This is a genomic window from uncultured Fretibacterium sp. (assembly GCF_963544685.1).
Lineage (GTDB): Bacteria > Synergistota > Synergistia > Synergistales > Aminobacteriaceae > CAJPSE01.
Window position 1 is genome coordinate 1 of sequence record NZ_CAUUGJ010000037.1, and the last position, 19,568, is coordinate 19,568.

A 19,568-nucleotide genomic window follows, 5' to 3' on the forward strand; every position below is an offset into this window, starting at 1 on the left:
GGACCCCGACCAGCCGCGCAGGGAGATGGACGGGGAGGGGCTGGAGTCCCTGGCGGCCTCCATCCGGGCGCACGGCGTGCTTCAGCCCCTTCTGCTCCGCGCGGAGCCGGGGGGCGGCTATCGCATCGTCGCGGGGGAACGCCGCTGGCGCGCCGCCGCGCTGGCGGGGCTGGAGGACCTTCCCGCCCGGGTCCTGAACGCCTCGGAGGAGGCGCTGCGGGAGATATCCCTGATCGAGAACGTCCAGAGAAGGGATCTCACCCCCATCGAGATCGCCTCGGCGCTCCAGGCCCTGATCCGGAAGAACGGGCTGACCCAGGAGGACTGCGCCGCCCACTTGGGGTGGAGCCGCGCCCTGGTGGCGAACCGCCTGCGCCTGCTGAACCTGCCTGACGAGCTCAGGGAGATGCTGGCCAGGGGAAGCCTGAGCGAGGGACACGCCCGGGCCCTTCTGGGGCTCGACTCCGAGGACGCGATGATCGCATTGGGAAGGCGCGCCGCAAACGGGGGCATGACCGTGCGCCAGTTGGAGGACGCCATTCGGGACCTGTCGTCCGGGAGGGCCGGCCTGGAACAACGGCTGGTTCCCAAGGGACGGTTCCGATCGGTTCGGCTTCCCGGGCCCCTTCGGGCCTACAGGAGGATGGGGGTGAAGATCCGCGTCGGGCGTCGCGACGGCGCCGCCCGGATCGTCCTGGAGGAGCTGCGCGACGTCGGAGACGAACGCCTGATTCAGGCCCTCGAGGAGTGTCTGAGGCTTTTGTATCCCGAATCGGAGGGAATGGCGGAATGACGGATAACCATGATAAGGATAACCATGGGCAATCGCGGTTCCGCAGCGCTTTCAGGGACGCGGCGCTTTTCGGACGCGTGATCTCGGCGGGGCTTGTCGTCGCCGGGTACGCCTTCGCGGGGGTCTACCTCGCGCGGTGGATGGAGGGGAGGGGCTGTCCCGCCTGGGGGGTCTTCCTGACTCCGCTGGCCACTGCGCTCTTTGGGGTCTGGCAGGGCTGGCTCTTTCTCACCCGCCCCCTCGGCCGGGAAAGGCCGGGAGGGGAGAAGAGCGCCCCCCCTCGTTGATTGTCTCGGACCGCGCGGCTTTTGCGCGCTCCGGATCATTTCCCCAGGCTGTTCCTTAGGGATTTTATGATGTCGCTGCGTCTTGCCGGGCTCTGTGTCGTCGTGGGGGTGCGGTTGTAGACGGGGGAACCCCAGAACGTCTGTGCCCTCGTGGAGATGCGGCTGACCCAGTCGACGCCCAGCAGGTCCAGAAGGACGGTCAGCCCAAGAAAAAGCCACATGCCGATGGCCAGGATGCCGATCACCCTGAAGCTGGATCGCAGAAGCTGGTCCGTCGCCTTTTCCGCCCTGCGGATCTCGGCGCTTTCCCAGGCCCGCTTGAGGGGATTGGAGGGCCGGGCCTCCCTTTTGAGGCGCAGGAGGGACCACAGGGCCGCACCGCCGCGGGCCCATTGGATCAGACCAAAGAGAAAGATAGCCAAGCTCACGATTATCAACAGGATTCCCATATCGATCCTCTTCCGTAAACCGACCTGCTTTCCGGAGAATACAGCATCTTCATTATACTATAGCGCCGCGCCGTGCGCTCTGGCAGGGTCGGCGGACATTTCAGCGCTCGCCGTCCCCCGTCCCCCCGGGGGACGCCGCCCCGCCGAGCCGGGCCGCCTTCGTTTCCTCCTCATCGTCCGCGGACGCGGGCAGCGCGATGATCTCCCTGCCCGCTATGCCCTGGAGGTCGCCGCTCATGCCGTACAGGCTGCCCGTGACCTTCTGGATGATCTTCTCCTGAGCCGCCCAGCGTTTCTGAGCCTGCTTCTTCTCGGTGTCCAGCTGCCGTGTCATCTCGTCGTAGGACTCCAGGATGCAGCGGATGCGATGGCTGAATTCACCGCCCGTGAGGTAGTGGTACATCAGCTCCATCTTGGTGTCCTTGCCCTCGGCGCTGCGGTTGGCGGCGAACACCTTCACCAGTACCTCGCGCAGGAACGTGGCGAGCATGACGGCGTAGCGGGGCTTCACGAGCCAGATGTTGTCCGCGAGCTGTTTGAAGTCCTCGTCCCCGCCGTCGGTGCGGTTGAAGACGATCACCCCCGCCTGGGCCTTCTCGGCGGCCAGCTCGTCCTTCAGCTTGACGAGCCAGGACGCCTGATAGGTCTTGGCGTTCTTGCACTCCCACAGGATCAGGCCGCAGTTTCGGTAGGATTGCTCGTTGACCGTCTGGCGTATGTCGGAGCCGCGCTCGCCCTTCCTGACCTCCTCGATCGTGTCGAGGGGAAAGGCGCTGCGGAGGTCCCGCTCCACGTCCAGCTCCAGGATCTCGCCCTGCAGCTGCTGCGACCCCTGTTCCGCCGTCTGTTTCGCCGCGGTCAGCTGCTCGCGCAGGCTGTTGATGGTCTCCTCCTGCTCGCGGATCCTGGTGTTGAAGTCCTCGGCGGCTCGCTTCGCCGCTTCCTCGCGGATTCCCCTTTCCCTTTCCAGCAGTTCCTTCCGGGCGGCGAGCTCGGCATCCTCGCGGGCCTTGTTCGCCTTGCTCAATTCCTCCAGCAGCCCCTTCAGTTGTTCGCGGAGCTGCGCTTCGCTCTCCCTGGAGTTGGCGGCCTCGCGGCGCAGGCGGTCGGCCTCGAGCTCCGTGGCCTGTCTCGCCCTCTCGGCCTCCAGCTCGGCGGTCTGCCTGGCCTTGTCCAGTTCCAGCCCGGCGGCCTGACGCTCCCGCGCAAGCCGAAGGTCGGCCTCCTGACGTTCCGCGGCCACGGCGTCCTGCACGGCCTGTTTCAGCCGCGCCTCGGAAAGGGCGTCGTACTCCCTGCGAAGCGTCTCCGACTGCTCCGTCCTGGCCCGCAGGAGCTCGTCGTCGATCTGGTGTTGTATGGCGTCGGATATCTCAAAGGGCTTTCTGCAGTGCGGGCAGATGATGGCGGTGATGTTCATGTCCTCGCTCCTCTGGCTGTGGCCTGTTTGTTTCTTCTTTGCCGGCGGTTGCGGCGTTTCACCTGCCGCCACCCCCGCGCGTCTCCTCGAACTCCGCGGTCCATTCGGCCAATTTGCGCTGCAGCAACGCCTTGTCGGGCAGATACAGGCTGTATTCGGATGCGTAGATGTTGCTGTCCCGCGGCAGCGTCAACTCGACGATGTTGTCGTTCTTCTCCCGACAAAGCAGTATGCCGACCGATGGCCTCTCGAAGTCCTTTTTGACGTGACGGTCAAAGTAATTGACGTACATTTGCATCTGTCCCAAATCCTGGTGACGGAGTTCCCCGGTCTTCAGGTCGATGAGGACATAGCACTGCAAAAGCCGATTGTAGAACACCAGATCGACAAAGAAAGACTTTTCGTCAAAGGTGAACCTCTTCTGACGCGCCTCAAACAGAAAGCCCTTGCCAAGTTCGAGCAGGAATGTCTGCAAATTGGCGATGATGGCCGACTCCAGCTCGGACTCGGAATAGGCGGGGCTCTGCTCCAGGTCGAGGAATTCAAGAACCAGGGGATTTTTCAGCATATCGCAGGTTTTTTCCATCGTCTGGCCCTCCAGTGCAAGGCGCATGACCTCGTTCTTGTCCCGCGACAAAGCGAGCCGCTCATACAGGCTGCTGTCGATTTGCCGCTTCAACTGCCTGACCGTCCACTGCTGACTTGCCGCCTCGATTTCGTAAAAGCGGCGAGAGTCCGCGTCCCTGATCCTCATCAGGATCAGGTAATGCGTCCAGCTCAGCGCGAATCGGGCCAGTGCGGTCTGTCCCTTTTCGGATTCGCTAATCAGTGGTTGGCGAATTGAAGGCGAGTAGACTTGATAGAACTGCCTTGCGTTTTTGAGGTTGGCGACCGACCAGCCCTTGCCGCAGCGCTTGGTGAGGTACGCCGACAATTCATCGAGCAGCCTCCTGCCGTAAGCCGCTCGGCTTGCGCCGGACTGTTCCCGTTCGACGATCCGCCGCCCGACCTCGTAATACGTTACGCACATGGCCGCATTCACGGAACGCTCGATATGCGCCCTCGCCCGTTCGACGACTTTTGCAATGCCGTCGAAGAACTCCGGCTCTGACAAATTACCGCTGTCAGTTTCGCTGTGCGGCGCGTCGGTTTTTCGGTTTTCGGTTTCGCCGATCATGGGCTGGCGAACTTCGTTTTGAGGGTGCGGATTCTTACCGTCCATTACGACGTCCTCCTGATCGTGCCGGAGCCTCAGGCTGCGAATATTCGCCTGCCATTATAGCGGTCCCCGTGCCGGGGAGCAAAAGCGCCGGCTCTTCATTCCGGGCCCCGGCGGCCTCGTCCCGCTTGTGGATTGGCGGGCCTTTGCTGGAATAAGGTCGCGGCAGGCCCGATCGAGGCGGGGTGACGGATGAATGAGCGAAAAATGCAGGCCGCTTTCCTGGGTTCTTCCCTTCGTCTTGTCTCTTGTCGAACTTTGTTATAAAATGAAACCCCTAGGAAAGGGGTGGAGGATATGAGCGATTGCATCTTTTGTAAGTTTGCGAACGGCGAGATCCCGGTGGAGTTCGTCTACAGGGATGAGGATGTCTTCGTGATTCGCGATATCAATCCTCAGGCATCCACGCATTTCCTGGTGATCCCGACGCAGCACATCGCTTCCTCTGCAGAGGTGACGGATCCCTCCGTCTGGAGCAAGGTGGTTGGGCGTGCCGTTGAGCTTGCCTGCAAGCTGGGGCTCGACAGGGACGGTTTCCGTATGGTTGTCAATACGGGAGAACAGGGCGGCCAGACGGTGCCCCACCTTCACCTTCACCTGTTGTCGGGTCGTAATTTCGGTTGGCCTCCGGGCTAGCCGAAAAAGCGGAAGGGAGGGATTTTAGATGACGACGGTCACCCGTAAGGACGGAGAAAGTCTGGAGGATGCCCTGCGGCGTTTCAAGCGCGAGGTCGCCAAGGTCGGTACACTGCGCGAGGCGCGGAAGCGGGAGCATTACGAAAAGCCCAGCGATGCAAAAAAATTGAAGAGAGCTGAGGCGGCTCGCAAGCGCAAAAGCAGCCGAGGCAGAGGTTAGTCGATTTCATGGGGGCTTTCGGCCCCCATTGTCGTCTCCAGGGGGGCCTCGCACGCCCGCGTTCCCTTGGAGGTCCGGAAGTGCAAAGAGTTCGGAAGTTCAAATGGAAGGCGGGTTTTTGAGCATGAAGTTGACGGAACGGGTCGCTGCGGACCTGGTGGCGGCCATGAAGGAGAGGGCGGAGCTGCGGCTCTCCGTCCTGCGTATGCTCAAGGCCGAGTTTCAGAAGGCCCAGGCCGACAAGGGCCGGGCCTCGGAGCTGACCGACGACGACGCCCAGACGCTGGTCCGGCGTCTGATCAAGCAGCGCAGGGAGGCCGCCGAGCAATACCGTGCCGCCGGTGCGTCGGAGCGCGCGGATGGAGAGCTTGCGGAGGCCGAGGTGCTCGAGGTCTACCTGCCCGCCCAGCTGGGCGACGCGGAGATCGACGCTCTGATCGCCGAGGCGGCGAAGGAGGCCGGGGCCGTCTCGGCGCGGGACATGGGCAAGCTGATGCGCGTCCTGATGCCGCGGGTGGCTGGACGGGCCGACGGCGGCCGGGTCAAGGAAAGGGTTACGGCCTTCTTCGCCTGACGGGCGCGGGAGGGCAGCGGTTTGTGGGAGCACGGCACGGTCCGCGCTCCTTTTTTGTTCTCTTTTTGATTCAATATGATAAACTGTTTCGACAGTGCAGGGCTTTCGTCTCTCGAAGGAAATCCCGGCATGTTTTAAGCTCCGGCCCGCTGGAAGCTCTGATTTGATGGAAGGGAAGGTGCTGTCCGGGTGTACGAAGAGATTCGGGAGCTTGCGCACAAGTACGGCGGACGTGTCGTGGAATGGCGCCGCAGGATTCATCGGCAGCCGGAGCTGAGCCGGCAGGAGGAGAGGACATCGGCCCTTGCTGCGGAGGTGTTGTCGGGCCTGGGGCTGGAGGTGCGCTCCCGGGTCGGCGGACATGGCGTCGTCGGGCTGCTGCGGGGCGGAGGGGGAGACGGGCGGACCGTCGCCCTGAGGGCGGATATGGACGCCCTGCCGATGCGCGAGGAGACGGGGCTGCCCTACGCCTCCGAGGTGGACGGCGTGATGCACGCCTGCGGGCACGACACCCACACGGCGATGCTTCTGGGCGCGGCCTGCGTCCTGTCCGAGCTGAGGGATGGGCTGCGGGGGAACGTGAAGTTCATCTTCCAGCCCGCGGAGGAGCTCAATCCCACGGGCGGGGCGCCGGGGATGATCGCGGACGGGGTCCTGGAGGACCCTCATGTGGACGCCCTCTTCGCCCTGCACGTCTGGCCGGGCTACGAGACGGGCCGCATCGTGGCGAGGGCGGGGCCCCAGATGGGGGCCTCGGACCGCATCTACCTGACGGTGGAGGGCAAGACGGCGCACGGTTCGGCCCCCCACCAGGGGGTCGACGCCATTGTGATCGCGGCTCAGGTCGTCTCGGGGCTTCAGACCCTGGTCTCCCGGACCGTTGCCCCTCTGGACTCCGCGGTGGTGACGATCGGGACGATCCGGGGCGGGTACCGCTACAACGTGATCGCCGACCGCGTGGAGCTGGAGGGCACGGTGCGCACCCTGGCCCCCGATACCCAGGGCGCCCTTCCGGGGCTCATCGAACGCACGGCGCAGGGAATCGCCAGGGCCCTCGGCGGGGACTGCAAGGTGACCTACGTCAAGGGGTATCCGCCCACGGTCAACGACCCGGAGCTCTTCCGCCTGGCTGCGCGAACCGTCCGGGCCTCGATGGGCGAGGACGCCATGGTGGAGCTGGAGAAGCCCGACCTGGGCGGCGAGGACTTTTCCTTCTTCGCGCGGGAGCGCCCCGCCCTGATGGCCTGGCTGGGCTGCCGGCCCTCCGGGACGCCGCCCGAGGCGATGGCGGTGCTGCACAATACCCGATTCGCCCCCGACGAGGGGTGCTTCCCCTGCGGCGTGCGCTTTTTCGCCTCCTGCGCCTGGGATTTTCTGATGGGGTGATTCGCCCTGCATTTTTTCATGATCTCGCATGACACATTTTTCGCACTCGGATTGCGCTATGCGCTTTTGATTCAATCGGTGCCGGTATTTACGATGAGAGTATGGAGGTAAGATCGTGAGCGAGTCCGTAACGAAAGTTGTTCCGAAGCGCAGCGGTTTCGAGAAGTTCATCCGCGGCGTGGAGGTCGTCGGCAACAAATTTCCGCATCCCTTCTGGCTGTTCGTCCTCCTGTCCCTGCTGGTGATGGGCCTCTCGGCCTGGTTCGCGCAGAAGGGGACGTCCGTGACCTACCTGGTGGCCAAGGCGGGCGAAGCGCCCAAGGAGACCACCGTCGCGGTCGTCAACCTTCTGTCCTACGAGTCCATGAGGGAATTCCTGGCCGACTTCGTCAAGACCTACATGAACTTCGCGCCGCTGGGGCTGATCCTGACGATGATGCTGGGCATAGGGCTCGTGGAGCAGACCGGCATGATCTCGGCCCTGATGCGCAAGACGATCCTGGGGGCGCCCCGGGCCCTGGTGACGGCGGTCATCGCGATCGTGGGCATCAACGCGAACCTGGCCTCGGACGCGGGCATCATCTTCACGCCCGTCATCGCGGCGGCCGTGTTCAAGGCGCTGGGGCGCAACCCATGGGTGGGCATCGCCGCGGGCTACGCGGCGGCCTCGGGCGGCTTCACCGCGAACCTCTTCGTGGCGGGTACGGACGCGTTGCTGGCCGGAATCACCAGGTCCGCCGTCGAGGGGGTCCCCGGCATCCCCGCGAACGTCCCGGTCCACCCCCTGATCAACTGGTACTTCATGATCGCGGCGACCTTCATCCTGACCTTTCTCACGGTCTACGTGACGGAGAGGTACACCGTCAGGATGCTCGGGGACGACGAGGGCGGACGCGACGAGGAGGCGCTGAGGGCCCATGCCGTGACGCCCGCGGAGAACCGGGGGCTGTTCTGCGCCCTTTTGGCGCTTGTGGCCTATGTCGCCCTGATCGTGTGGCTGACCTATCCTCAGGGATCCCTGTTCCGTGCGCCCGACGGCTCCCTGCTCCCCCGGTCGCCCCTGCTCAGCAGCGTCATGCCGCTCCTCTTCTTCCTGTTCTTCTTTGTCGGCGTGGCCTACGGGCTGGGGGCGGGCGTGATCAGGAAGGGCGAGGACATCCCCAAGCTGATGCAGAAGGGGATCGTCGGCAGCACCGGGTTCATGGTGGTGGTCCTGCCCGCGTCGTTCTTCGTGGCCCTGTTCCGCATGAGCCGCTTCGACACCATCCTGTCGGTGAGCGGCGCGGAGTGGCTGAAGAGCATGAACCTGGGCGGCGTCCCGCTGCTGATGCTCTTTATCCTCCTGGTGACCTTCCTGAACCTGTTCATGATGAGCGGCTCGGCCAAGTGGCTGATCCTGGCGCCGATCTTCGTCCCCATGTTCGCCCAGGTGGGGTTCGCCCCGGCCCTGACTCAGGTGGCCTACCGCATCGGGGACTCCACGACCAACATCATCACGCCCCTCTCCTACTACCTTCCCGTCATCATCGGGCTGCTGGAACAGTACAGGAAGGAGAGCGACCCGGACGTCGGCATCGGCACCGTGATCTCGATGGCCATGCCCTACACCATCTTCTACATCATGGGCTTCACGGCCCTGCTGATCGTGTGGTACCTGCTGGGGCTGCCTTTGGGGCCCGGAACGCCGGTCTCCGTCTGATTTCGATTCGGAACCGGAGCAGGCCCCGAGCGGTATAGTATAATCAAAGGAATAGGCAGGAAGCGGCTTTTTGGGTGAACTTCGCGGCTTTTGACCGAGGAAAGAAGGAGTGATGGAAGGTGCGCAGGTTTTCGTTGATTCTGTTGTTCGTTTTTGCGCTTGCGGGTGCGGCGTTTGCCGCGGATGACGTCATCAAGATCGGCGTCTTCAACTGTCTGACGGGTCAGAACGCCTTCGGCGGCCAGCTGGAGCTGGAAGGCACGCAGCTGGCGCACAAGGAGATCCCCGAGGTCCTGGGGAAGAAGGTCGAGCTCGTCGTCGTGGACAACAAGTCCGACAAGGTCGAGGCGGCGAACGCGGTCACGCGGCTGATCGAGCACGACAAGGTCAACGCGGTCATCGGGACCTACGGTTCCTCGCTGGCCATGGCCGGCGGCGAGGTGGCCGAGAAGGCGGGGATCCCCGTCATCGGGACGTCCTGCACCAACCCGCTGGTGACGCTGGGCAAGAAGTTCTACTTCCGCGCCTGCTTCATCGACCCCTTCCAGGGCGCCGGCGCGGCGACCTATGCCTTCAGGCAGCTGGGATTCAAGAGGGCGGCCACCCTCACCGACGTCGCCAACGACTACAGCGTCGGCCTGAGCAGCTTCTTCAAGCGCGCGTTCGAGACGCTGGGGGGCGAGGTCGTCGCCGAGCTGAAGTACCAGTCGGGCGACCAGGACTTCACGGCGCAGCTCACCGAGCTGATCTCCAAGAAGCCGGACATCGTCTTCCTGCCCGCCTACTTCGCCGAGGGGGCGATCGTCCTGAAGCAGGCCAAGGAGCTGGGCGCGGAGTTCCGCTTCATCGGCGCGGACGCCATGGACAACCCCGAGATCGTGACGCTGGGCGGCGATGCCGTGGAGGGCTTCCTGCACACCACGTTCGCCTACGATCCCTCCATGAAGGAGATGAACCCGGTCGCGGCGAAGTTCACCGAGAACTGGAACAAGGTGCACCCCGACAAGGCCCCGAACGTCAACGCGGCTCTGGGTTACGACTGCTACATCATGCTGATCGACGCCATCCGGAGGGCCGGAAGCGCCGAGCCCGCCAAGATCCGCGACGCGCTGGAGCAGACGAAGGACCTGCCCACCGTCACGGGAACGACGACCATGAACGAGACCCACGACGCCGAGAAGGAGATGGGCATCGTCGAGATCCAGGGCGGTAAGAAGGTGTTCCTGGGCACCATCAAGCCGGAGATGTAGTAGGAGAGTTTTTAAGAGGTGAACGGCGGGCTTTTGCCCGTTTCGGAGTCCGGGAGAGGGTATGCACCCTCTCCCGGACTGCGTTGTTGGGGGCAGCACGTGCCTCCGGGGAGGTCGTATGCTTTGCTGAGGTTTGCAGAGGCCGCCTTGCCCTTCATCTTCCGTCAGCTCTCGGCCTCATTGAGGGATGAACCCTCCCTATATTTTCTCCTCGATCTCGTTTGTCCTGTGGACCAATCTGCTTTTCCACCGTTCCCGGTATTTCTTGAAGTCCGCGCTTTCAATCTGCTGCGTTTTACTTCTGCTGGAAACGATACGATATCGAAGGTCATATGGATCGAGGGCATTCTTCAAGGCGTTCTCCGTAGCTTCCAATTGACGAGCGGCGTCCGATAGTTTGGAGCCTTTTAACTCGATCAAATATGCTATTTTATCGGACTCGTTGATCAAGACAAAATCACATCGAGGCCCAGTTGTGATGATCTCTCCATCGATCTTGTAGTGCGTCACATGACGTTGATTGGGATTAAGCCCTCTGTGTTCCCGGTTTCCAACATCCTTTGAGACGATAATTTTGGCGTCCGGCGCGCAGATGGACCGATGATTACCGAGAGGCATTTGCCCAATCCTCTTTGTGACGAAGCTCAAAGAGCCGATCATAATCCTCATTGATGACCGTCGATACTTCGTCTATTTTTTCGTTCTGAATGAGATGGATCTCGCTGTCCATGCAGTTTTCCAGTTTACCGTCACTTACAAACCAAGCGTCGAATTCCTCATGGTCAAGCCATAAGCTGTTTGGGAATAAATCTGCCGCCTGTTTCTGTCGATCGCTCCTCCTGAAATGTCCGGCATAGAGCAGGTTGTTTAGAGTTCCTAAAACGTAAGGGCTGTGTGTCGTCACCAGCATGGAATGCCCCTCGTTGCTGATCAGCGCAATAAGCTCCATGATGGATTTCTGCGTTCGAGGAAACAGATGAGACTCCGGTTCTTCGATGAAGAACATCGAGGGACGATTCTGGGCAAAATAGTAGAGAAGAAGATTTAATATCCATACAGACTCCTGCTGGCCGGAGGAGGCAAAGTTTATTTTTACGTATTTGCCATTCTTCAGAACGATACGTTCTCCTCCATCTTCAACTTTATAGGAGCCGCGTAATATCTTGTCCACAAGAGTAAGGGCTGTTTTCCACGTACCAAGGGTCTCGTGTGTTCCTGTTCCGTAAGAAGCCAGCAGGCCGCCAAGTCCGTCCGAAAATTCCGGCTTTACGGCCAGTATCCTCTCAATATATCTTTGCGTGCAGTAATCCAGCGTACGCTTTTGAGCTTCATCCATCATTATGTAGATGTAGCTCCACTGTTGGGCAAGGAGTGTGAGCATACTGCGCCCGGCTGGAATGTAGACGATATTGTATTTATCATCAAAAGTATTCTGAAGTTCATGCTGAAGTTGTTCCCGTTGCGGAGCGGGGATACCCGTTGCAGTGGCGGATAGGGCATGGTCTCCTCTTTCCAGAAAATCCCGAAGAGCGGGACAGAGTTCAATCCAGAGATAATTAGGCGTAGGATAGTCCCATGACTTCCTCAGGTGCAGCTCGATATAACAATCCTTCGTATAGTGATACTCAAGCCGCATGTCCTGATCCATTCCCCACGACGAACCGAAAAGCTGAAAGAATTTCTTCCGCAGAATATCCAGCAGTTCCCTAGTTAATCCATCGCTCTGAGAGGATGAGTTTTGAAAAGCCTCGACTGCCCTCCGCTCGATGGCAGCATAAATATCGTCCTTGACGGTCCTGAAATAGTAGATCGCTTTTGCAACGGTGCTTTTCCCGGATGCCTGCATTCCCGTCAAAATCATAAAATGAGAGCAAGCCAGCTCGCATTCCGTAACAGGTCCAAGCCTTTGTAATTTAAGCTGGTGCATACTGATTCCTTCTTTCCTGCTAGATTGTAAATCCAAGAAGGTGGATCACTTCGTCTTGTCGCTACTGGGGCATTTTATACTGTCGCCTAGCAGACGGACTTTTCTAAGCCCCGCTAAAAATCGATATCGACTGCTCTTCCATCCTTATGTTCCCTATATCCTTCAGCTATCGCCGAATGCAGTTCCCCGTTCGACATAGGGGCTATATTGATGGAATCCGGGGCCTGCGGCAACGCTACACGAAACGGAATCCCTCCCGCATAGACAATCTGCTTCAGATACATATCGATTGCGACGGACATGGGAATGCCAAGTTTTTTCAGGATGCTTTCAGCGTCCTCCTTAACGCCGGGCGATACCCGCAGGCTCAAGGTCGCTGTCTTTTCCATGGAATCACCTCCATGATCCATATTGTAACGCATTTGTCGTTACTTTTAGGTATCGATCAACGGTGGCTCGTGTTTTCTCCTCGTTGGTGGGGCGGTGGCCCCGTATCGGGCCCGTCGAGTGGGATGGGGTTCGGATGGGGCTTGTGGGGTGTTGCGGCAGGCGGAGATGATGTGGGATTTTCAAATCCGAAAGACGAGGGGGCTGCTTTGCGGCAGCTCCCTCGTCTTCTGTTTTCAGGCGACGGTGTAGAACCGTATGTCCGGGTCGCCCGCCCAGGTCGGCTTCAGTCCGGCGACGACGTCGTCCTGGAACATCTTGGTCTCCAGGTAGGCCTTCGCGTGCTCCATGCTGTCGAACCCATGAAGGACCTGCACGTCCTCGTCGCGGACGAGGAGCTCCTTGGTCAGCGCTCCCTCGATCGTGTCGAGGAACGGCTGGCGGTAGTCCGTGTAGACCTTGGCGGCCGCGGGGCGCTTATCGGGGTTGATTTTCATCGTGATCTCGAGATAGGCTTTCACGCTCACTGCAAATCCCTCCATTGTGTCGAGTTTCCGTCCATTTTTCCTGAATGCCTTTTTGCCTCCTTTTTGCACCGCTCCGAGCGTGCGTTTATAATAACGCCGAGGCTAAAGGGATGGAAGATATAAAGAAATTTATAAGCCGCTCATAAATTCGATAGTGACCGGACGTCAATTCGGGGCTCTGCGACGGGAGGCGGGCTCGTGTATCGGAAGAAGCTGGAGGCGGATATCCGCTGTCCTTTGGAGTATGGGCTCGGGGTATTCGGCGGCAAGTGGAAGTCCCGGGTCATCTGTGTCCTCAACGAGAAAAAGGTCCTTCGCTACAGCGGTATTCGTGAGGAGATGCTCAACATCACGGACGCAGTGTTGGCCTCCGTGTTGAAGGAGCTGATCGCGGACGGAATGATCGGCAGAAAACAGTACGACGAGATCCCGCCGCGCGTGGAGTATTCCCTGACTCCCAAGGGAGAGTCCGTCGTCCCCATCCTGCAGAGCATCTGCAGATGGTCGGGGATCTTTCACCGGGAAAGCGGCGGAAAGGTGATGACCCAGTGCCAGAGGTGCGATTACAACGGCCGGCGTCAGGGCCCGTCTCAATAGGGAAGCGCTGATTCAAACAAAAATGCGTGTTTTTAAGGGGAAATATGCGAAACATCCATGGGCAAAAATACCCAGCGCTTCCCTAAAAATTAACGTGGGGGCTTCGTGGATTAAATCAGTGTTTCCATAGGAATCGGGACGTCCGGAGGGAGAGAGGACGGGCCGGTGATCGGAAACGGCGCCGGGACCTCTCCGGCCGTGTTTCTTCCCCGCCCTCGCCGTCGGCGCGGACGGGCACCGCGAGGCCAGCCGACAGGGGGGAGATCATGGGCGGATCGCCGTGATCAGAGCGCTCGAGGAGAGCCCTTCCAGGGCCCGCAGGTCCTCGCCGCTCAGGTCGCCGACGTCCTGCCTCACGACCTCCGCGTTGACCTCATGGGGCTTCGTGAGGACCACATTCACGTCGGAAAACCCCGCCCTCTCCAACTTTGCCTTGTACTCCTCCGCCGGAAGAGCGCCGGCCAGTCACCCGCTCCAGGCCGCGGGACTCAGCTTGAGCTTCTCCGGGACCGGCTTCAGCAGCACGACATCCGACACGCAGAACCGCCCGCCCGGGGCCAGGACCCGCGCGGCTTCCGCGAAAACCGCATCCTTGTCCGGGGAGAGGTTGATGACGCAGTTGGAGAGCAGAACATCCGCCCCGCCGTCGTAGAGCGGCAGGTCCTCGATGCAGCCCTTCAGAAGCACCACGTTCCGCAGCCCCAGCCGTTCGAGGTTCTTCCGCGCCCGGGCCAGCATCCTGGGCGTCATATCCAGTCCATAGACCAGGCCGCGATCGCCGACGGCACGCGCCGCGAGGATGAGGTCCAGTCCCGCCCCGCACCCCAAATCCAGGACGCGTTCTCCGGGCTGCAGCCGCGCCGCCTCCACGGGATTCCCGCAGCCAAAGGACTGGCGGGCCGCGTCCCCCGTTCCCGCAAGCGCGGCATCGTCGTAGTTGCCCCTCGTCATATCCGTCACGGCATCTATTGCGGAACTCTGGCCGGCCACACGCCTGTCTATGGCCTCGCCATAGGACTCACGCACGTTCCTGCGGATGTCCTTTTCCCTCATTGCATCCCAGCCTCCCCGTTCCCTCCGGGGCGACACCCCGTCCCGGATCTCCCATGGCGGTCATCACCGCTGGCCGGGCACTTCAAAATGCACGGCTCATTATCCGCCATTCTGACATATCCGTTCCCTTTCGGCAATGCCGCGATGGGACGCTCCCATGGTTTTCCCTCCCCCTTCGCGGAACGGAAAGAGGAAGTTCATGATCCGATGAAAAGGTCATTTCTGTGTTTTCAGAGAAAATATCGCATCAAGGAGAGGATCAAGGAGTCCAGGGTTACTGCAGACGAGATTGTGCCCGCTTTTGCAAGAAAGCTGTCGATAGGACGAGCTGAGGTGCTTACCTGAAAAAAGTACAGGGGGGCGGGGCATTGGTATGAGCCTCGTATCAATAAAGGGAAAGATGGAGTGTAATGCGAAAAAACTGAAGGAGAAGGCGGCCCGGGTGAGGGCCGCCTTCTTTCATCTTTATGCTGCTTATCGTGCAGCTTGCTACATCAGTCCCATTAAATGGGGCAAGAACGTTGTCAGTACAGGGCATACCGTCAGCAATGCCAGAGCGGCGACGGCCGCAATGATCAGGCCGATGGCGGGCCGTGCGATCTGCTCCATGGTCAGTCCGCTGATGCGTGCTCCGACGAACAGGTTCACCGCGACGGGCGGCGTCACCTGGCCGATCGCCAGGTTGATGGTCATCATGACCCCGAACCAGATGGGGTCCCAGCCGAGCGTCCGGATGATCGGGATCAGGATCGGCAGGAAGATGTACATGATGGAGTTTGCGTCCAGCAGCATCCCCGCGAAGAGCAGGATGATGTTGATCATCAACAGGATGACAGAGGGATTGTTGGAGACGCCCAGCAGCAGGCCGGCAATCTTGTCGATGATTCCAACGGTCGCTCCCAGCCAGGAGTAAAGCCCGGCACAAGCTACGACGAGCATGACGACGGCGGTGCTCACCACGGTTTCGCTGAGAATTTCATAGAGCACACGCAGGGTGAGAGTGCGGTAGATGACCAGGCCGACGAAAAGTCCATAGAACACGGCGACGGCTGCGGCCTCGGTAGGGGTGAAGATGCCTCCGTAAATGCCTCCCAGGATGATGACAGGAGTCATGAGCCCCCAAAAGGCGTCCGCCAAGGCCCGGAGGAGCGTTTTCGCATCACCGCGCGGCTCCCCGCGAAACCCGTTGCGTCGGCTGTAAAAATAGACGGCCAGACAGAGAAACCCGGCAACGATGATACCTGGAATAATTCCCGCCGCGAAGAGGGTGCCCACGGACTGCTCCATGATGTCCCCGTAGACGATGAAGGAGATGCTGGGGGGAATGATGATGGCCAGACCCGAGGCGACCGAGACGACTGCCGTGGCAAAGGCCTTGTCATATCCCGCCTGGGCCATGCTGGGAATCAAAATCAGACCGAGCGCCGCAACGGTGGCTGGCCCGGATCCGCTGACTGCCCCCCAGAAAGCGGCTACGATGACTGTCGCTATGGCCAAGCCGCCTGTGACGTCGCCGACCATCTCCTTGATTAACTTTACAATACGTGAAGCAATCCCGACTTTTTCCATGATAATGCCTGCAAGGATGAAGAAAGGGATGGCCAGCAACGGAACTTTAGCGATGCCCGCATAGAAACTGTAGGAGAGCATCTGGTAACCCATATCCCAAAACCAGACAACCGTGATGGTTGCCATGCCCAAGGCGACTGCGATAGGAATGCGCACGATGAGAGGGATAAGAAAAAGCGCCAGGGTCCAGAACACCGGATCTTTGAAGAGTGTGTTGGTCATGTGGTGTTCCTCCCTAATAGGATTTTTCCCGCAGGGTAATACGCGCGGCCTGAAGGATTCGGATAATGATGATAGCCGAAAACACGGGTATCGCCGAGGAGTAGATACAGGTAGGGATAGCCAGGGCGTCCGACGTCACGCCCAGCTCCCATTCGTCGAGGACCTGGAGGGCCCCGAGCCAGCCCAGAAGGGCGAAGAAGGTCAGGGATACGGCCGTAGAAATGATGAAGCAAATCTTTTTCAGGCTACGCGGCATCAGGTCGTAAAAAAAGGTCATGGCCAGGTGTGCGTTGCGTCTAAAAGCGATGGAGGTTCCGAGAAGCACGATCCAGACGAACATGCTGATGGTGATCTCCTCCGTAAATGCCAGAGGATAGGTGATGAGGTAACGAGTGACGACATTGGCAAAGGTCACGACGAGCATGATCGACAGGATCAACGCTCCAAGGACCTCCTCGAAATAGTCGCAAAATCTTTTCAGCACAAAAAAGCCTCCTCGAAAAAGACGGAGGACAAGCCTCCGGGAAGTTTGAAAGGAATCATTAAGGGGAGGATCGGCGAACTCCTCCCCTTCCTTCATGCTCAAAAAACGCGTGTCGCTATCTCACCGTCGCCATGTCCTCTTCGGCAGCCTTCACGAGGTCCTCGCCGATCTTGGAACGCCAGGCATCGCGGACGGGCTGCGTCCTATCCATAAGCACCTTCATTTGTTCAGGGGTCAGGTCCGTGACGGTCATTCCGACCTCCGTCAGGTGTTTATTCCAGTCGGAGACCTCGGGTGTTTTTCCGATTCCCTTCAGGAACTCCAGATTTTTGCCTCCGTCGTTCTCATCCAGCCCCACGCGGGCCAAAGCGATTTGATAGGCTGCAGCCTCCTTGGCGGCCTGAGTCAAAAGTGCCTGGTCCTCCGTAGAGAAGGAATCCCACACCTTGGGATTGACAACGAACAGGGTGGGGTCGGCAACGTAGTGCCAGTTGGTCACAAACTTATGATACTCGTAAATTTTCACGGGATAGAAGGTGTTGATGGGATTCTCCTGTCCGTCGACAACGCCCTGCTGAATCGCGGACATGGTATCGCTCCAGACCATGGTCACAGGGTTGGCGCCAAGAGCCTTGAAGGTATCCAAAAACAGGGGGCTGCCGACGACACGGATCTTCAGGCCGTTCAAATCCTCGGGGGATGCGATGGAGCGCTTGCTGTTGGTCAGCTCGCGGAATCCGTTTTCACCGAAGCAGATGAACTTTCCTCCTTTGGCCTCGACGGCTTTGGCTATCATCTCGCCCGCCTTTCCGTTTGTGACGGCGTCCAGTGCCTTGTAACGATCATGCTGCGCCGCAAAGAAAAAAGGCAGTGCAAAGAGGTTGAGCTCGGGAATCTGCGGGGAATAATTGATGGTGGACTGGCAGGCGAAGTCGATGGTCCCGTTGCGAAGCAACATGAAGGCATTGGTTTGTTTTCCGGTCGTCAGTTGCGCGTTGGGATAAACCTTGATGTTGATTTTCCCCTCGCTGCGTTCTCTGACCAGATCGGTGAAGTATTGGGCCCCCATGCCCCAGCCTGTGGTGATGCTGGGGACAATGTCCAACTTATATTCGGCCTTGTAGGCTGCGGAGGCTGGAGCGGAAAGGAGGGAACAGAAAAAAACGAACGCTGTTAGAACACCGAACTTTCTCATAATTGAAATCCTCCTTGTTTTTTGATCCCGGACGCGAAAGAGCGTCAGGGAAAGATACTCCCCCTAAAGTTCTCAGGATGGCAAAGGGATGTTCCCATCATTGGCAAGGCCCTCCGTAAAAACGGAGACCCGTTTTTACCGGAAGCATCTTGTCTTGTATACAAGAAGCTGTATAATCTACTTAACATTATAGCAAATTTTAATTTTTATGGAGGGCCTTTTTGTGAAACCGGGGACAAAAAAGGAATTGGCCTATAGAAAGATCAAGGAGATGTTTCTGGACCAGCGCTTTTTGCCCGGGACGATGCTTTCGGAGAACGAGATAGCCAATGTGCTCGTCATGAGCCGAACACCCGTTCGGGAAGCCCTTCAGCTTCTTCAAAACGAGGGATTCGTAACCGTTTATCCCAGGCAGGGCGTCCGCTTTCAGGGGATGACCACGTCCACGTTAAGAGAGATCCTTGAGTTGCGTGCGGCGGTGGAGGGGTATGTCATAGCGGCATGTCTGCCATTGAACCCGCAGCGCATGGCGGAGGTGGAGGCGATTATCGAACTTCAGAGGCCGTGTTGTGTTTCTGGGGATGTGGAGGAATATCTGGTGCACGATGCCGCTTTTCATAACTATTTCGTCGAGCTGTACGACAACTCCTTGATCTCCGCGGTGGTCCGCTCCATCGCCGAGCGTTTTCGGAGCGTGGGCCTCAAAATTCTGCGGGACGCCGAAAGCGTTCGGCTCTCCTTTCAGGGGCATCTGGCCATCATGGCTGCTGTGCGTGCCGCGGATGTTCCCGCAGCGTTGACAGCCGTACATGCGCATATCAACTTTGGAAAGTCGCGATTGATCAGCACCATCGATCCTCTGACCGCAGGAGAGTTCATGCAAGAGGGTGCTGAAAATTCTCTGTAGGAAAAGAAGGAAATGGCTGGGCGCGCAGAGACGGGCGCCGCAGACAGGGGGAAAAGAGGTGATGCTTGTGAAAGGGCTTCGTTTCGATGCAGGGGAGGCCCGGGTACGCACGTTTATTCTCCGGCTCCGGCCCGGGACAGACCTTATGGAGGGAATCCGAGCATTCTGCGAGGAGCGGGGCATCCGATCCGGTGCGATAACGACGCTTTTAGGCAGTCTGCGACAGGTGCGTTACGTCTATCCTGTTGTCGCTCCGGGTACAAGGGCGGGTTTGAAGTATTGCGACCCCATTGTGGTGGAGGGTCCCATCGAGGTGCTCTGCGGCTCCGGGACGATTGGAGTCATGAAGTCGGACGGGACGACGGTCGTTCACCTTCATGCGGCCTTTACCGACCCCAATGGGCGGGTGCTCGGAGGGCATCTCTTGGAGGGCGGAGGGGCCGTTGCCGTGACGGCCGAGGTCGTGATCGATGCCCTGGACGATGTGTCCCTGACGCGTGCTGTGGACGGGGAGACGGATATGCCCCTCTTTTCGTTGGGCGATTAGATTCCGGTATTCTTGGGGACGGGAGTCTCCGCTAGAGGACTTTTAAGACCTGCTAGAAAAAGTCAAGGGTTTAGTTGAGAAATGGCAGCAGGGGGTAAAAGTTTTTGAGGATTGTAGGGTTTCTGCGAAGTCATGACGGCGTGAATCACCCTCAGAAGTTTCGTTCCGACGGCGGCTAATGCCTGTTTGGGATGTTTGCCCCTGGCAATCATCTTGTCAT

General features: G+C 59.5%; 23 protein-coding genes. 11 read left to right on the forward strand and 12 right to left on the reverse strand.

Annotated features, from left to right (window positions below; genetic code table 11):
* Both ABLA28_RS05190 and ABLA28_RS05195 read left to right on the forward strand, forming a co-directional pair.
* A partial coding sequence (locus ABLA28_RS05190) for a ParB/RepB/Spo0J family partition protein (protein ID WP_347712782.1) occupies positions 1-793 on the forward strand: 793 nt, incomplete at its 5' end.
* On the forward strand, positions 790-1,080 hold the full coding sequence (locus ABLA28_RS05195) for a hypothetical protein (protein ID WP_347712783.1): 291 nt from the start codon (positions 790-792) through the stop codon (positions 1,078-1,080). The genes ABLA28_RS05190 and ABLA28_RS05195, both read left to right, overlap by 4 nt.
* 35 nt (positions 1,081-1,115) lie before the next feature.
* On the opposite strand, the gene ABLA28_RS05200 is transcribed toward ABLA28_RS05195, so the two are convergent.
* From ABLA28_RS05200 to ABLA28_RS05210, 3 genes are all read right to left on the reverse strand, one after another.
* On the reverse strand, positions 1,116-1,529 hold the full coding sequence (locus ABLA28_RS05200) for a hypothetical protein (RefSeq protein ID WP_347712784.1): 414 nt from the start codon (positions 1,527-1,529) through the stop codon (positions 1,116-1,118).
* A 100-nt stretch (positions 1,530-1,629) separates the two neighbouring features.
* A complete protein-coding gene (locus ABLA28_RS05205) occupies positions 1,630-2,949 on the reverse strand; it encodes a DUF2130 domain-containing protein (RefSeq protein WP_347712785.1) in 1,320 nt (439 codons plus the stop codon).
* Between the two features lie 58 nt (positions 2,950-3,007).
* Positions 3,008-4,171 (reverse strand): PDDEXK nuclease domain-containing protein, encoded by a 1,164-nt coding sequence (locus tag ABLA28_RS05210; RefSeq protein WP_347712786.1) that lies wholly within the window; start codon positions 4,169-4,171, stop codon positions 3,008-3,010.
* Between the two features lie 294 nt (positions 4,172-4,465).
* Here ABLA28_RS05210 and ABLA28_RS05215 point away from each other — a divergent pair, with 294 nt between their 5' ends.
* The 6 genes from ABLA28_RS05215 (at position 4,466) to ABLA28_RS05240 (ending at position 9,933) form a co-directional block, all read left to right on the forward strand.
* Positions 4,466-4,804 (forward strand): histidine triad nucleotide-binding protein, encoded by a 339-nt coding sequence (locus ABLA28_RS05215; protein WP_314716051.1) that lies wholly within the window; start codon positions 4,466-4,468, stop codon positions 4,802-4,804.
* A gap of 28 nt (positions 4,805-4,832) precedes the next feature.
* A complete protein-coding gene (gene rpsU, locus ABLA28_RS05220) occupies positions 4,833-5,024 on the forward strand; it encodes a 30S ribosomal protein S21 (protein WP_299081908.1) in 192 nt (63 codons plus the stop codon).
* 124 nt (positions 5,025-5,148) lie between these two features.
* Positions 5,149-5,598 carry a GatB/YqeY domain-containing protein gene (locus ABLA28_RS05225; RefSeq protein ID WP_299302702.1) on the forward strand — a complete coding sequence of 150 codons (450 nt, stop codon included), beginning with the start codon at positions 5,149-5,151 and terminating at the stop codon, positions 5,596-5,598.
* A gap of 189 nt (positions 5,599-5,787) precedes the next feature.
* The gene (locus tag ABLA28_RS05230; RefSeq protein ID WP_347712787.1) at positions 5,788-6,984 is read left to right on the forward strand and encodes an amidohydrolase; all 1,197 of its coding nucleotides are present in this window, start codon (positions 5,788-5,790) and stop codon (positions 6,982-6,984) included.
* A 115-nt stretch (positions 6,985-7,099) separates the two neighbouring features.
* Positions 7,100-8,683, forward strand: a complete 1,584-nt coding sequence (locus ABLA28_RS05235) for an AbgT family transporter (RefSeq protein WP_347712788.1) — start codon at positions 7,100-7,102, stop codon at positions 8,681-8,683.
* A gap of 119 nt (positions 8,684-8,802) precedes the next feature.
* A complete protein-coding gene (locus ABLA28_RS05240) occupies positions 8,803-9,933 on the forward strand; it encodes an ABC transporter substrate-binding protein (RefSeq protein ID WP_347712789.1) in 1,131 nt (376 codons plus the stop codon).
* 198 nt (positions 9,934-10,131) lie between these two features.
* On the opposite strand, the gene ABLA28_RS05245 is transcribed toward ABLA28_RS05240, so the two are convergent.
* The 4 genes from ABLA28_RS05245 to ABLA28_RS05260 all read right to left on the reverse strand — a co-directional run bounded on the left by ABLA28_RS05245 (position 10,132) and on the right by ABLA28_RS05260 (position 12,774).
* Positions 10,132-10,551: a hypothetical protein gene (locus ABLA28_RS05245; protein ID WP_314716045.1), complete on the reverse strand. Its 420-nt coding sequence runs from the start codon at positions 10,549-10,551 to the stop codon at positions 10,132-10,134.
* Positions 10,538-11,860 carry an AAA family ATPase gene (locus ABLA28_RS05250; protein WP_347712790.1) on the reverse strand — a complete coding sequence of 441 codons (1,323 nt, stop codon included), beginning with the start codon at positions 11,858-11,860 and terminating at the stop codon, positions 10,538-10,540. Before ABLA28_RS05250 ends, ABLA28_RS05245 begins: the two co-directional genes overlap by 14 nt.
* A 113-nt stretch (positions 11,861-11,973) precedes the next feature.
* Positions 11,974-12,249: a type II toxin-antitoxin system RelB/DinJ family antitoxin gene (locus tag ABLA28_RS05255; protein ID WP_314716041.1), complete on the reverse strand. Its 276-nt coding sequence runs from the start codon at positions 12,247-12,249 to the stop codon at positions 11,974-11,976.
* Between the two features lie 234 nt (positions 12,250-12,483).
* Entirely contained in the window at positions 12,484-12,774 is a 291-nt protein-coding gene (locus ABLA28_RS05260; RefSeq protein WP_347712791.1) for a hypothetical protein, read from the reverse strand.
* 198 nt (positions 12,775-12,972) lie between these two features.
* Between ABLA28_RS05260 and ABLA28_RS05265 the strand changes: the two genes are divergently transcribed.
* On the forward strand, positions 12,973-13,371 hold the full coding sequence (locus ABLA28_RS05265; protein ID WP_347712792.1) for a helix-turn-helix domain-containing protein: 399 nt from the start codon (positions 12,973-12,975) through the stop codon (positions 13,369-13,371).
* A 264-nt stretch (positions 13,372-13,635) separates the two neighbouring features.
* Here ABLA28_RS05265 and ABLA28_RS05270 read toward each other — a convergent pair whose 3' ends face one another.
* From ABLA28_RS05270 to ABLA28_RS05290, 5 genes are all read right to left on the reverse strand, one after another.
* Entirely contained in the window at positions 13,636-13,797 is a 162-nt protein-coding gene (locus ABLA28_RS05270) for a hypothetical protein (RefSeq protein ID WP_347712793.1), read from the reverse strand.
* Positions 13,798-13,836: 39 nt separating this feature from the next.
* Entirely contained in the window at positions 13,837-14,424 is a 588-nt protein-coding gene (locus tag ABLA28_RS05275) for a methyltransferase domain-containing protein (protein ID WP_347712794.1), read from the reverse strand.
* A gap of 489 nt (positions 14,425-14,913) precedes the next feature.
* Complete coding sequence (locus tag ABLA28_RS05280) at positions 14,914-16,215, reverse strand: TRAP transporter large permease (RefSeq protein ID WP_347712795.1); 1,302 nt, start codon at positions 16,213-16,215, stop codon at positions 14,914-14,916.
* A gap of 13 nt (positions 16,216-16,228) precedes the next feature.
* Positions 16,229-16,699, reverse strand: coding sequence for a TRAP transporter small permease (locus ABLA28_RS05285; RefSeq protein WP_347712796.1), 471 nt, complete (start codon positions 16,697-16,699; stop codon positions 16,229-16,231).
* A gap of 115 nt (positions 16,700-16,814) precedes the next feature.
* The gene (locus ABLA28_RS05290) at positions 16,815-17,894 is read right to left on the reverse strand and encodes a DctP family TRAP transporter solute-binding subunit (protein WP_347712797.1); all 1,080 of its coding nucleotides are present in this window, start codon (positions 17,892-17,894) and stop codon (positions 16,815-16,817) included.
* 208 nt (positions 17,895-18,102) lie between these two features.
* Here ABLA28_RS05290 and ABLA28_RS05295 point away from each other — a divergent pair, with 208 nt between their 5' ends.
* Together ABLA28_RS05295 and ABLA28_RS05300 are read left to right on the forward strand one after the other, a co-directional pair.
* The gene (locus ABLA28_RS05295) at positions 18,103-18,801 is read left to right on the forward strand and encodes a GntR family transcriptional regulator (protein WP_347712798.1); all 699 of its coding nucleotides are present in this window, start codon (positions 18,103-18,105) and stop codon (positions 18,799-18,801) included.
* 61 nt (positions 18,802-18,862) lie between these two features.
* Positions 18,863-19,348, forward strand: coding sequence for a PPC domain-containing DNA-binding protein (locus ABLA28_RS05300; protein WP_347712799.1), 486 nt, complete (start codon positions 18,863-18,865; stop codon positions 19,346-19,348).
* Positions 19,349-19,568: the final 220 nt, after the last annotated feature.